The organism is Flagellimonas sp. (genome assembly GCF_965601775.1).
In the GTDB taxonomy this organism is placed as follows: Bacteria; Bacteroidota; Bacteroidia; order Flavobacteriales; family Flavobacteriaceae; genus Flagellimonas.
In genome coordinates, this window is the sequence record NZ_OZ271837.1 from 1,064,322 (window position 1) to 1,080,475 (window position 16,154).

Sequence of the window (16,154 nt, forward strand, 5' to 3'; positions counted from 1 at the left end):
TATATACGCCTTAATGCCACATTCACAACAATAATTCTTCCTTTTTTATTATCTGCGATAGCTTAGTAAATAATAACCAACATCAAGGTTCTTTTTGTTTTCACATGATCCAAATCAGGGGCTTTAAATTTATTTTATTTCTACTTTTCATGGCTACATCCTACATCGGATACGCCCAAACTTTTGATGCCCACTGGTGGAATGGTAGGGGTTACTTGATGGATTTCAGGACGACACCTCCGACGATTACCTGTAGTTTAACCTCAGATGGAGCCTTTGAGGCCACATCAGCTTGGAGTGACCCAGTCACGGGTAACCTTCTTTTCTATGCGGATTTGGGAACCGTTAGGGATGAAAACGGGGTACTATATACTGGCGGAAGTGGTATTAATACCAACGCGACCCGAACCCAAATGGCCGTGGCCATGCCCGTTCCGGGAACCAATTTGCAGCAGATTTATTTGTTACATGGAGATGGAAGTAATGAAAGCAATGGGGGTACAGCATACTATTCTATTATTGATGTATCCACCAAAACCGTAATCAGTAGTAATAATTTACTTCAAAACAATACTACGGAAGCTTTGTATGGTACCAACAATGGAGCCATGTGTGGAGCTTGGGTAGCCACAATTGCCAACGATGTGGGTAGTTGTACATCCAATTGTGCGGGAAGCGTAATGCTTTGGCAAGTAGATTCTTCCAATTTTCTGTCAGCGGGAAGGGCGAATAATCCTGATGTTACCTCTAGTTTGCCAGTAAACATTCCCTTTCGAGGAGAACGGGCTTCCATTCGATTTTCAAGGCAAAACGATAGAATAGCCATTGCGATGGAAGGGGCTGGAATCTACTACGCCTCTTTCAACTCAACTACGGGAGCCATAGGCGCATGGACGCATGTACCAAGAACAACAACAGCATTAACAAGTACTGGGTATAGTTTAGAATTTTCGCCAGATGGCAGCCGTATCTTTTATGCGCATGACAATAGCTCTTCTACAGCCGCTGTAGGTTGGCAAAGCCCATTATACATGCATGTTATCGGCTCAAATACCTCGGTTAACATAGAAAATGAAACACTAGGTTCTTGGGCAGGAATTCAATTGGGTCCAGATGATAATTTATACGTCACCGATAACAATGATGGTAATGCCTACTATTTAACTAATCCCAATACGGTTACCTCTTCAGGTGACGCTAGTTTTGCTTTTTTGGATATTAGTTCCTATGCTACCTGTAATGGTAGTGATAGACAAGGATACAATTTCACCCAACAAGTGGTTTTCTTTACCTCTTGTCTTCAAGATACGGATGATGATGGAATATATGATGAATCGGATTTAGACGACGATAATGATGGTATTTTAGATACGGTAGAGGGAATTACGGACAGTGACTTGGACGGTGTGATCAATAGTTTGGATTTAGATTCTGATAATGACGGTATCCCAGATAATATCGAAGGACAACCCACATCAGGATATACTGCGCCGAGCAATGTGGATTCTGATGGCAATGGTTTGGATGATGCCTATGAAACCTCACCAGGTTCAGGGGAAGGATTAACACCTCCCAATTCGGATAGTTTGGACAATCCTGACTATTTAGACAACAATAGTGACGAGGACGGAGACAATGATACGCTTGAGGCAGGACTAACCTTATCTGGAAGTGATTCTGATGGTGATGGTTTGGATGATAATATTGATACTTCAGCGGATTATTCCGACCCAGGAGGAACCATTGATGACCCATTATCTGGTGGGGTGATTCTTCCAGATGTGGACTCCGATGCATCCAGTGGGGGTGACGTGGATTATCGGGATATTTTCGATTCCGTGGACTCGGATGGAGATGGAATTTTGAACAATGAGGATTTGGATGATGACAATGATGGAATAACGGATACACAGGAACTCTGCGGCACAGACCCTTCAACTACTGTTGTTCCTTCAAACATATTAATATCAATTACTACAGATAATTTCCCTGCTGAAACGACCTGGACCCTAAATGGACCTTCAGGGGTATTGGCTACAGGGGGACCATATACAAGTCAACCTGCTACAACCATAAATACCTCTGTTGTAACTTCACTTACTGGTGCATTTTCATTTGTCATTTCGGATAGTGGTTCCAATGGAATATGTTGCTCTTTTGGTAACGGTTCATACAATGTACTTTTAAATGGGGCATCCGTAGCCAGTGGGGGAAGTTTTGGAGCTAGTGAAACCACTAATTTTAATGTTCAAGCAAACATTAACCCTTTTAGCTGTCTTTCTGGTGACCCCAACGAGGATGACGATGCTGATGGCATTCTAAATTATGAGGATGCGGATTTTTGTACGCTGAATGCTAATGGAGTATGTGTCAGCATGGATACGGATGGTGATGGGGTAATCAACAGCTTGGATTTGGATTCAGACAATGATGGTATTTATGATATCATTGAATCCAATGCCGTTTCCGTTTCTGGCGTTGCCGATGCGGATAATGATGGTAGGGTCGATGGGGGAACGATTTCAGGAAATATTGGCGCAAATGGAGTATTCAATAGTTTAGAGACCGCTTCGGAAAGTGGAATTTTAAATTATACCATTGCTGAAAGCTCAGATGATTTGGATAGTATTTTGAATTATTTGGATTTGGACAGTGATGGTGACGGAATTCCAGATAATATTGAAGCCCAGACTACGGTGGGGTATACTTTACCCTCTGGAGTGGTTAACACCTCTGGTGTGGATGCTTCGTACCCAACAGGTATTACGCCAACCAACACAGATGGGACGGATAATCCCGATTATCTGGATTTAGATAGCGATAACGAAGGAAGTGATGACACAACAGAGGCTGGTTTGACCTTGGCCAGTTCGGATGCCGATTCGGATGGTTTAGATGATAACATAGACGCCACCTCAGACTATTCCGACCCTTCAGGTACAATAGATGAACCATTATCCGGTGCTGTACAATTACCCGATATTGACTCTGACGCACTTTCAGGAGGAGATTTGGATTTCAGAGATGATTCCATTGATAATGCGGACTTGAGACTAACTAAAACCGTTGACAATGCGAACCCAACCGTTGGCCTAAATGTAGTTTTTGACTTAACAGTGACCAATGATGGCCCACAAAATGCAACTGGAGTCGAGGTAACCGATTTATTGCCATCTGGATACTCTTATGTTAGTGATAATTCAGGAGGTAGCTATAATTCGGGAACAGGAGTTTGGAATGTGGGAACCTTAAATAATGGAAATTCGAGCACATTGCAGATTACAGCTACAGTAAACGGTAGTGGAATCTTTTTCAATAGTGCTGAGGTTACAGCAAGTGATTTAAATGACCCAGATTCTACCCCCAATAATAATGTTGCTGCGGAAGACGACCAGGCAAGCGTCAGTACTGTCCCGGTAATTGTGGGGGATAGTGACGCTGACGGTATTTTGGATACTGTTGATTTGGATGATGACAATGACGGTATAAGCGATGCCCAAGAGCTCTGCGGTACTGACCCAATAGCGTCGTCAAATACGATAACAGTGACTATTGGAATAGATTTGGATACCTACGAAGGAGAAACCACCTGGACTTTGGTAGACCCTTTTGCAAATACTATTGCTAGTGGAGGGCCATACCTTAATGACGATGAGATTATTACTCAAAACATCGACGTTAGCGACTCGGGCAACTATACATTCACCATTTTCGATTCTTTTGGGGATGGATTGAATTCAGACTTTGGTTCCAACAGTAATTTTACAGCCGGATATACCATTGATGTTGACGGAAGCAATGTGTTCACCTCTTCAAACTTGCCCGACTTTGGTTTCTCTAGCGTACACAACTTTACGGTGAATGTACCCGTTGCAAATCCATTTAGCTGTTTGTCTTCGGACCCAAATGGAGATGATGATACGGATACAATTCCAAATTACCAAGACTCAGATTATTGCACATTGAATGCCAACGGGGTTTGCGCAAATTTGGATACAGATGGAGATGGGGTCATTGATAGTATGGACTTGGATTCAGATAATGATGGAGTACTTGACATTTATGAGTCAGGAGGTACATCAGTGTCTGGTGTGGCCGATGCAGATTTTGATGGTAGAATTGATACAGCCTCTTCCGCAAATGTGGGAACCAACGGAATTTTCGATGCTATAGAGACTGCGGCAGATAGTGGTTTACTTAGCTATACTATTGCGGATAGTGATTCAGACACAACCTACGACTTTTTGGAACTTGACTCAGACAATGATGGTTGTAACGACGTTGAGGAGGCAGGGTTTACCGATGACAATGGAGATGGACTTTTAGGCCCCCTTCCAGTAACGGTAAATGCAAATGGTTTGGTGACTTCAGGTACAGATGGATATTCATTGCCCAACGATAATAATGGAAACACCGTATTCGACTTTCAAGAAGCTGGGGTAGCACCAACCATTACAACGGAACCTGTGGACCAATCTATTTGCCCTTCTAGTAATACTTCCTTTACTGTGGTAGCCACGAATGCAGACACCTATCAATGGCAACAGTTTGATGGTTCAGTATGGAACGATTTGACCGACACTGGAATACATGGTGGCACGACTACAAGTACCTTGACAATTACGAATGCCCAAACTTCAGATAGTGGAAACCAATATAGGGTTCTGGTTTCTAATTCTGAATATATATGTGGAACGGCAACCTCCAATACCGTTGCCCTTACGGTATCAGATACTACGCTTCCCATAATTACCGTATGTCCTTCTGATATTGTTGTAAATGTAGACAGTGGCACTTGCGGAGCCGTAGTAACATGGACGCCCCCGGTTGCTACGGATGATTGTGGAGGAGTAGTATTGACCAACAACAACTATAATCCAGGAGATAATTTCTTACCCGGTACTACTGCAGTGGTATATACGGCAACAGATGATTCAGGAAATATTGCAACCTGTAGTTTTAATGTCACTGTAAATGATAATGAAGCACCGACGATAATAGGTCCATCGGACATTACAGTTTCTGCGGATTCTGGTGTTTGCGAAGCAGTGGTCAATTACTTGCTCCCAGTTGTAAATGATAACTGTAGTATGGGAGATGGAACATACCCAGTTTTTGAAGACTTTGAAGTTCCCAATCGAAACGCCCTTATTAACGAATGCTGGCAATTTGCAGGCTCTACTGTGTCGACAAACAATCCCCTTTCAGGGAGCACGAGTATGAGAACTAGTAATTTGATTTCTACCGAGCCTAGGACGCTAATTAGTCCATTGGTATATTTCAACGGAAACGGACAGATTACTTTTCAACATAGGATAGATCAGGCTAGAAACAATAATAGGATTACGGTTTCTTTGGTTGACGAAGCAGATGTGGCAACTGTAATTTTCAATGAAACTTACACGGATAACAGCGTTCAGAGTGAAGCTGTTGATGTAAATCTTACAGGAAATTACAGGCTTAGATTGGATTTCGAGACAGACTCTAATGCTTCGGATAGAGCTCGTTTGGATGACTTGTTAATTCCTGGACTTAAGGTTGCAGATACTTCTGGCTCAGGAGCTTGTCCTGCAGCCACGCTTCAGGCAGTTCAAACTGCCGGATTTACAACCGGAGGAACTTTCCCAGTGGGCACTACTACAAATACTTTTGACGTCACTGATGCATTTGGAAATACATCTTCCTACAGCTTTGATGTAACGGTGACTGACGATGAAGCCCCAACAGCAAGCAATCCTGCACCTGTTACGGTATTTTGTGCTTCAGATATTCCGGTAGTGGATACTTCCGTAGTCGTGGATGAAGCAGACAATTGTACTGCCAATCCGACAGTTACCTTTATTAGTGATGTTAGTAATGGAGGAACCAATCCAGAAATTATCACACGAACCTACAGGGTAGAGGATGCCTCAGGAAACACAGTCGACGTAACACAAACCATAACAGTATCATCATTTAGTATTGATACCCAACCCGTAAATCAAGTGGTTTTTGTGAATAATAACGCAACCTTTACGGTATCAGCGACTAACGTGGATACCTATCAATGGCAGGTAAGTACGGATGGGGGGTTTTCGTTTAATAATATTTCAGATGGAGTGGATTATTCGGGAACTCAAACGGCGACACTTACCGTAACTGCTCCAGATGTAAACAAAAGTGGATTTAGATTTCGGGTGCTGGTTTCTCGTTCAGGCGCCAGCTGCACAGCTGTGACTTCAAATGAAGCTTTATTAACCGTTAGAGTATCCACAGTAATTACCAATAGGAGAATCACCTTCCGGGTGAACAAAAATTGACATAAGATAGCAGGAAGATATTCTTTGCTTTCAAAGCCATTTTACACATAAAATTACTTCGATTTTTCAAAAATACATTTTAAATCTTAAGAAGAATTACTTCTACTGATTTGAAGCTTTTTTCTTAAATCATAACAATTTTGAAACCTCCTTTGACCTTTGAAAACAGTGACTTCATCGATTAAAGACATGGCTCAAAACTTGCTTTTTTAAGGAATATCACCTCACAATTATGGCACTAGACAGTGAGAAATTAGGCATACACAACAAATATTTTCCCCCCCTAAGGGTATAGGTAATTTTGTTAGTGATGAAGTATGTCTTTTTAGGACAACACCCAACTAAACAAATAAATACACCAATAGTTCAACATACGATGTTGCTAAATAATAGCCCCATGAAGAAGTGCATCATATTTCTTGTTTTCATTTTATTACCCCTGTTGACATTTGCCCAGACCACAGTCACTTTGCAAGATCAATGCAATTGTGAAGTATTGTCAGGTACTGCAGTAAATGCTCCGGGATCAACAACACCTACAGGCGCTGATGCCGGAGACATCTATGTCAATACTACCACGGGAACGATTTTCTTCTGGGATGGGGACTCCTGGGAGCTAACAGCAAGTGATGACCAACAATTACAAAGCTTCACATTAGACGGGCTAACCAATGAGCTAACATTGACTTTGGAGAATGGGGGGAGTGTAAATGTTGATTTAAGCGGTCTAAGCGACACCTTAACTGACACGAATACTACGATAACTAATTTCGGTATTGATGGCACTAACACCAACCTTGTCATTACTGATTCAGATACAAATACATTTTCAGTTGCACTAGCGGACTTAGCAGCAATAATTAATACGGACACCGATGACCAGACGGTCGATGGACTCACCTTCAACGCAGGAACCGGCGAACTTGCCATCTCATTGGAGGATGATGGGGTCGCACCTGTGACGGTTGACCTATCTGCACTGGATACTGATACCGATGACCAGACAGTTGATGGACTTACCTTCAATGCGGGAACAGGGGAACTTGCCATTTCCTTGGAGGATGACGGAGTGGCACCGGTAACGGTTGACCTTTCTGCACTTGACACGGACACTGACGACCAGACCGTCGATGGACTTACCTTCAATGCAGGAACGGGAGAGCTTGGTATCTCATTGGAGGATGATGGAGTGGCACCTGTGACTGTTGATATAAGCGGTGTGAGCACCGATGACCAGACGGTGGACGGACTTACCTTCAACGCAGGGACCGGTGAACTGGCCATCTCCCTTGAGGACGATGGGGTCGCACCTGTAACGGTCGACCTTTCGGCACTGGATACGGATACTGACGACCAAACGGTCGATGCCTTTACCTTCAACGCGGGAACAGGGGAACTTGCCATTTCGTTGGAAGACGATGGGGTCGCACCAGTGACGGTGGACCTATCCGCACTTGATACGGACACAGATGACCAGACCGTTGATGGACTGACATTTAACGCAGGAACGGGCGAATTGGCCATCTCATTGGAGGATGACGGCGTGGCTCCTGTTACTGTAGATATAAGTGGTGTCAGCACCGACGACCAGACCGTTGATGGACTTACATTTAACGCAGGGACCGGAGAGCTTGCCATTTCCTTGGAGGACGACGGGGTCGCACCTGTGACAGTGGATATAAGTGGCGTGAGCACCGATGACCAGACGGTCGATGGACTTACCTTTAATGCGGGTACGGGCGAACTTGCCATCTCCTTGGAGGATGACGGCGTGGCTCCTGTTACTGTAGATATAAGTGGTGTCAGCACCGACGACCAGACCGTTGATGGACTTACATTTAACGCAGGGACCGGAGAGCTTGCCATTTCCTTGGAGGACGACGGGGTCGCACCTGTGACAGTGGATATAAGTGGCGTGAGCACCGATGACCAGACGGTCGATGGACTTACCTTTAATGCGGGTACGGGCGAACTTGCCATCTCCTTGGAGGATGACGGCGTGGCTCCTGTCACTGTTGATATAAGCGGTGTGAGTACTGATGACCAGACGGTTGACGGACTAACATTCAATGCGGGTACCGGCGAGCTTGCCATCTCATTGGAAGATGATGGAGTTGCACCCGTTACTGTAGATATAAGCGGTGTCAGCACCGATGACCAGACGGTTGACGGACTTACCTTTAACGCAGGTACCGGAGAGCTTGCCATTTCATTGGAGGATGATGGTGTCGCACCTGTGACGGTTGACCTTTCCGCACTGGATACGGATACGGACGACCAGACGGTGGACGGACTTACCTTCAACGCGGGAACGGGCGAACTTGCCATCTCATTGGAGGATGACGGGGCCGCACCTGTGACGGTGGACCTTTCGGCATTGGATACGGATACCGATGACCAAACTGTGGATGCTTTGACCTTCAACGCGGGGACTGGCGAACTTGCCATCTCTCTGGAGGATGACGGCGTGGCACCTGTGACGGTTGACTTATCTGCCCTTGATACGGATACTGATGACCAGACTGTGGATGGACTTACATTTAACGCAGGGACCGGGGAACTTGCCATCTCATTGGAAGATGATGGTGTTGCACCCGTGACGGTCGACCTTTCGGCACTCGATACGGATACTGATGACCAGACGGTTGATGGACTTACCTTCAATGCGGGTACAGGAGAGCTTGCCATCTCTTTGGAGGATGACGGCGTGGCACCCGTGACGGTGGACCTTTCGGCACTTAATACGGACACGGATGACCAGACGGTGGACGGACTTACATTTAACGCGGGGACCGGTGAACTGGCCATCTCATTGGAAGATGATGGTGTTGCACCTGTGACGGTTGATATAAGCGGTGTGAGCACCGATGACCAAACGGTCGATGGACTTACCTTTAACGCAGGAACGGGCGAATTGGCCATTTCCTTGGAGGATGACGGCGTTGCACCGGTGACGGTGGACCTTTCGGCACTTGACACGGATACCGATGACCAGACGGTGGACGGACTTACATTTAACGCAGGGACCGGCGAACTTGCCATTTCCCTTGAGGACGATGGGGTCGCACCTGTGACGGTGGACCTTTCGGCACTGGATACGGACACGGATGACCAGACCGTCGATGGACTTACCTTCAATGCGGGAACGGGCGAACTTGCCATTTCCCTTGAGGACGATGGGGTTGCACCTGTGACGGTTGACCTTTCGGTACTCGACACGGATACCGATGACCAAACGATTGACAATCTTTCCATAGCGAGTGGAGAACTGAGCATTTCATTAGAGGATGATGGTGTTGCGCCATCCACTGTGGATTTGATAAGTGGGAACGCGAACAATGATATTGGTTTTGGAACCGATGGAGGTCTTTATTTGAATGTTGCCTCCGTCAGTATATCCGAAACGGTTACGACCTTGTCGGACAATTTGGATGGGACCTATACCTATACCAGTGAAAACGGAACACCAACAACATTTACAGGAACTGACGACCAGACCGTTGATGGACTTACCTTTAATGCGGGAACGGGAGAGCTTGCCATCTCGTTGGAAGACGACGGCGTTGCACCCCTGACGGTCGACCTTTCAGCACTGGATACGGATACGGATGACCAGACCGTGGATGGACTTACCTTCAACGCGGGTACCGGTGAACTTGCCATTTCCCTGGAGGACGATGGTGTGGCACCTGTCACTGTTGACCTTTCGGCACTTGATACGGACACGGATGACCAGACGGTGGACGGACTTACATTTAACGCGGGAACGGGAGAGCTTGCCATCTCCTTGGAGGATGACGGCGTGGCACCCGTGACGGTTGACCTTTCGGCACTTGATACGGACACGGATGACCAGACGGTGGACGGACTTACATTTAACGCGGGAACGGGAGAGCTTGCCATCTCCTTGGAAGACGACGGCGTTGCACCCGTGACGGTTGACCTTTCGGCACTTGATACGGATACCGATGACCAGACGGTGGACGGACTTACCTTCAATGCGGGGACCGGTGAATTGGCCATTTCCTTGGAGGATGACGGCGTGGCACCCGTGACGGTTGACCTTTCGGCACTTGATACGGACACGGATGACCAAACGGTTGATGGACTTACCTTCAACGCGGGGACCGGCGAACTGGCCATCTCCTTGGAGGATGACGGCGTGGCACCTGTGACGGTTGACCTTTCCGCACTGGATACGGATACGGACGACCAGACGGTGGACGGACTTACCTTCAACGCGGGAACGGGCGAACTTGCCATCTCATTGGAGGATGACGGGGCCGCACCTGTGACGGTGGACCTTTCGGCATTGGATACGGATACCGATGACCAAACTGTGGATGCTTTGACCTTCAACGCGGGGACTGGCGAACTTGCCATTTCATTGGAGGATGATGGTGTCGCACCTGTGACGGTTGACTTATCTGCCCTTGATACGGACACGGATGACCAAACGGTTGATGGACTTACCTTCAACGCGGGGACCGGCGAACTGGCCATCTCCTTGGAGGATGACGGCGTGGCACCTGTGACGGTTGACCTTTCCGCACTGGATACGGATACGGACGACCAGACGGTGGACGGACTTACCTTCAACGCGGGAACGGGCGAACTTGCCATCTCATTGGAGGATGACGGGGCCGCACCTGTGACGGTGGACCTTTCGGCATTGGATACGGATACCGATGACCAAACTGTGGATGCTTTGACCTTCAACGCGGGGACTGGCGAACTTGCCATCTCTCTGGAGGATGACGGCGTGGCACCTGTGACGGTTGACTTATCTGCCCTTGATACGGATACTGATGACCAGACTGTGGATGGACTTACATTTAACGCAGGGACCGGGGAACTTGCCATCTCATTGGAAGATGATGGTGTTGCACCCGTGACGGTCGACCTTTCGGCACTCGATACGGATACTGATGACCAGACGGTTGATGGACTTACCTTCAATGCGGGTACAGGAGAGCTTGCCATCTCTTTGGAGGATGACGGCGTGGCACCCGTGACGGTGGACCTTTCGGCACTTAATACGGACACGGATGACCAGACCGTTGATGGACTTACCTTTAACGCGGGGACCGGTGAACTGGCCATCTCATTGGAAGATGATGGTGTTGCACCTGTGACGGTTGATATAAGCGGTGTGAGCACCGATGACCAAACGGTCGATGGACTTACATTTAACGCAGGAACGGGCGAATTGGCCATTTCCTTGGAGGATGACGGCGTTGCACCGGTGACGGTGGACCTTTCGGCACTTGACACGGATACCGATGACCAGACTGTTGACGGACTTACCTTTAACGCAGGAACGGGCGAATTGGCCATTTCCTTGGAGGATGACGGCGTTGTACCAGTGACGGTTGACCTTTCGGCACTTGATACGGACACTGACGACCAAACGGTCGATGGGCTTACATTCAATGCAGGTACGGGCGAATTGGCCATCTCCCTTGAGGATGATGGTGTTGCACCAGTGACGGTTGACCTTTCTGCACTTGACACGGATACTGATGACCAAACTGTGGACAACCTTTCCATATCTAATGGAGAGCTGAGCATTTCCCTTGAGGATGATGGTGTTGCGCCATCCACTGTGGATTTGATAAGTGGGAACGCGAACAATGATATTGGTTTTGGAACTGATGGAGGTCTTTATTTGAACGTGGCTTCCGTAAGTATATCGGAGACGATAACAACCTTATCGGACAATTTAGACGGGACATACACCTATACCAGTGAAAATGGAACACCAACAACATTTACGGGTACCGATGACCAAACGGTCGATGGACTTACCTTCAACGCAGGAACGGGAGAGCTTGCCATCTCGTTGGAGGATGATGGGGTCGCACCTGTTACGGTAGACCTATCCGCACTGGATACGGACACGGATGACCAGACGGTCGACGGACTTACATTTAACGCAGGAACGGGAGAGCTTGCCATCTCGTTGGAGGATGACGGCGTTGTACCAGTGACGGTTGACCTATCCGCATTGGATACGGACACCGACGACCAGACCGTTGATGGACTTACCTTCAACGCAGGAACGGGAGAGCTTGGCATCTCCTTGGAGGACGATGGGGTCGCACCTGTGACGGTCGACCTATCCGCACTGGATACGGACACGGATGACCAGACCGTTGATGGACTTACCTTCAATGCAGGAACAGGAGAGCTTGCCATCTCCTTGGAGGATGACGGCGTTGCACCTGTGACGGTTGACCTATCCGCACTGGGCACGGACACGGACGACCAGACCGTTGATGGGCTTACCTTCAATGCGGGTACCGGCGAACTTGCCATCTCCTTGGAGGACGATGGGGTCGCGCCTGTGACTGTTGATATAAGCGGGGTGAGCACCGATGACCAGACCGTTGATGGGCTTACCTTCAATGCGGGTACCGGCGAACTTGCCATCTCCTTGGAGGACGATGGGGTCGCGCCTGTGACTGTTGATATAAGCGGGGTGAGCACCGATGACCAAACGGTCGATGGGCTTACCTTCAATGCGGGTACCGGAGAGCTTGCCATTTCCCTTGAGGATGACGGCGTGGCACCTGTTACTGTTGATATAAGCGGTGTGAGCACCGATGACCAAACGGTCGATGGGCTTACCTTCAATGCGGGTACGGGAGAGCTTGCAATTTCCCTTGAGGATGACGGCGTTGCACCTGTTACGGTTGATATAAGCGGTGTGAGCACCGATGACCAAACGGTCGATGGGCTTACCTTCAATGCGGGTACCGGCGAACTTGCCATTTCCCTTGAGGATGACGGCGTTGCACCTGTGACGGTTGACCTATCTGCACTGGATACGGACACTGACGACCAGACGGTCGATGGACTTACCTTCAATGCAGGAACGGGAGAGCTTGCCATCTCCTTGGAGGATGACGGCGTGGCACCTGTTACTGTTGATATAAGCGGTGTGAGCACCGATGACCAAACGGTCGATGGACTTACCTTCAATGCGGGAACGGGCGAACTGGCCATTTCCCTTGAGGATGACGGCGTGGCACCTGTTACTGTTGATATAAGCGGTGTGAGCACCGATGACCAAACGGTCGATGGGCTTACCTTCAATGCGGGTACGGGAGAGCTTGCAATTTCCCTTGAGGATGACGGCGTTGCACCTGTTACGGTTGATATAAGCGGTGTGAGCACCGATGACCAAACGGTCGATGGGCTTACCTTCAATGCGGGTACCGGCGAACTTGCCATTTCCCTTGAGGATGACGGCGTTGCACCTGTGACGGTTGACCTATCTGCACTGGATACGGACACTGACGACCAGACGGTCGATGGACTTACCTTCAATGCAGGAACGGGAGAGCTTGCCATCTCCTTGGAGGATGACGGCGTGGCACCTGTTACTGTTGATATAAGCGGTGTGAGCACCGATGACCAAACGGTCGATGGACTTACCTTCAATGCGGGAACGGGCGAACTGGCCATCTCATTGGAGGACGATGGGGTCGCGCCTGTTACCGTTGACCTATCGGCATTGGATACCGATACTGATGACCAGACGGTGGACGGACTTACCTTCAATGCGGGTACCGGCGAACTTGCCATCTCCTTGGAGGACGACGGGGTTGCACCTGTGACGGTTGATATAAGCGGTGTGAGCACGGATGATCAGACCGTTGATGGACTTACATTTAACGCAGGGACCGGGGAACTTGCCATCTCATTGGAAGATGACGGCGTTGCACCTGTGACGGTTGACATAAGCGGTGTGAGCACCGATGACCAAACGGTCGATGGACTTACCTTCAATGCGGGGACCGGCGAACTTGCCATCTCATTGGAGGATGACGGCGTTGCTCCTGTGACGGTTGATATAAGCGGGGTGAGCACCGATGACCAAACGGTCGATGGACTTACCTTCAACGCCGGTACCGGCGAACTTGCCATTTCCCTTGAGGATGACGGCGTTGCACCTGTGACGGTGGACCTTTCCGCACTGGATACCGATACGGACGACCAGACTGTGGACGGACTTACCTTTAACGCAGGTACCGGTGAACTTGCCATCTCATTGGAGGATGACGGTGTGGCACCTGTGACTGTTGATATAAGTGGCGTGAGCACGGATGACCAAACGGTCGATGGACTTACCTTCAATGCGGGAACGGGCGAACTGGCCATCTCATTGGAGGACGATGGGGTCGCGCCTGTTACCGTTGACCTATCGGCATTGGATACCGATACTGATGACCAGACGGTGGACGGACTTACCTTCAATGCGGGTACGGGCGAACTTGGTATTTCCCTTGAGGACGACGGCGCTGCACCTGTTACGGTTGACCTTTCGGCACTTGACACGGACACCGACGACCAGACAGTCGATGCCTTGACCTTCAACACGGGAACAGGGGAACTTGCCATCTCATTGGAGGACGACGGCGTTGCGCCTGTGACGGTTGACCTTTCGGCACTGGATACCGATACGGACGACCAGACGGTGGACGGACTTACCTTTAACGCGGGAACGGGCGAACTTGCCATCTCATTGGAGGATGACGGCGTTGCGCCTGTGACGGTTGACCTATCTGCACTGGATACGGATACTGACGATCAGACGGTGGACGGACTTACCTTTAACGCGGGAACGGGCGAACTTGCCATCTCATTGGAAGATGACGGAGTGGCACCTGTGACGGTTGACCTATCTACACTGGATACGGACACTGACGACCAGACGGTCGATGGACTTACCTTCAATGCGGGTACGGGAGAGCTTGCCATCTCCTTGGAGGATGACGGCGTTGCACCTGTGACAGTTGACCTTTCGGCACTTGATACGGACACTGACGACCAGACGGTCGATGGACTTACCTTCAACACAGGAACGGGCGAACTTGCCATCTCATTGGAGGACGACGGGGTCGCACCTGTCACTGTAGATATAAGCGGTGTGAGTACCGATGACCAGACCGTTGATGGACTTACCTTCAACGCAGGAACGGGAGAGCTTGCCATCTCCTTGGAGGATGACGGCGTGGCACCTGTCACTGTTGACATAAGCGGTGTGAGCACTGATGACCAGACCGTTGATGGACTTACCTTCAACGCAGGAACGGGAGAGCTTGCCATCTCCTTGGAGGATGACGGCGTAGCACCTGTGACGGTTGACCTATCCGCACTGGATACGGACACCGATGACCAGACTGTTGACGGACTAACATTCAATGCTGGAACTGGCGAATTGGCCATCTCATTGGAGGATGACGGCGTTGCACCTGTGACGGTTGACCTATCCGCACTTGATACGGACACGGATGACCAGACGGTGGACGGACTTACCTTCAATGCAGGAACGGGAGAGCTTGCCATCTCCTTGGAGGACGACGGTGTGGCACCTGTCACTGTTGATATAAGTGGTGTGAGCACGGATGACCAAACTGCAGGAGAAGTTAATTTGGTAACCCCAGTTGATGTTGATGAAGGTGGTGAAGCTTCACCAACCAGCGAAACTACTGTGGAGGCAGCAATTCAAGCTATCGCCCCAATTACTTCAAAAGCGGCAAGGATTTTTTACCCTCCATCCATTGCAATTGATGCTTCAACCACGGGGAATAATAGAACTATCGATTTATATCAAGAGTATTTAAATCAATATGGTGGTACTGCTTCAAACTTTACAGCAAGTCTTGGAGCACCTAATGCTATCCCGACATACGCCAGAACAGAATTGTATTACTATGTAACCTTTGCCGACCCGACCGTAATGAACATTGATTCAATCGATGGGAATGGCAATATGCAATATGACATACTAAACGTGCCAGCTGACTATAATGCGCTAATCAATGTGGTATTCGTAGTAAAATAAGA

Annotated in this window: 2 protein-coding genes; both read left to right on the forward strand. The window is 48.7% G+C overall.

What is annotated here, in order from left to right; translation table 11 throughout:
* Positions 1-149 precede the first annotated feature (149 nt).
* Positions 150-6,299 (forward strand): HYR domain-containing protein, encoded by a 6,150-nt coding sequence (locus ACSLUF_RS05110; protein ID WP_435625046.1) that lies wholly within the window; start codon positions 150-152, stop codon positions 6,297-6,299.
* Positions 6,300-6,696: 397 nt separating this feature from the next.
* A complete protein-coding gene (locus ACSLUF_RS05115) occupies positions 6,697-16,152 on the forward strand; it encodes a beta strand repeat-containing protein (RefSeq protein ID WP_435625047.1) in 9,456 nt (3,151 codons plus the stop codon).
* Positions 16,153-16,154: the final 2 nt, after the last annotated feature.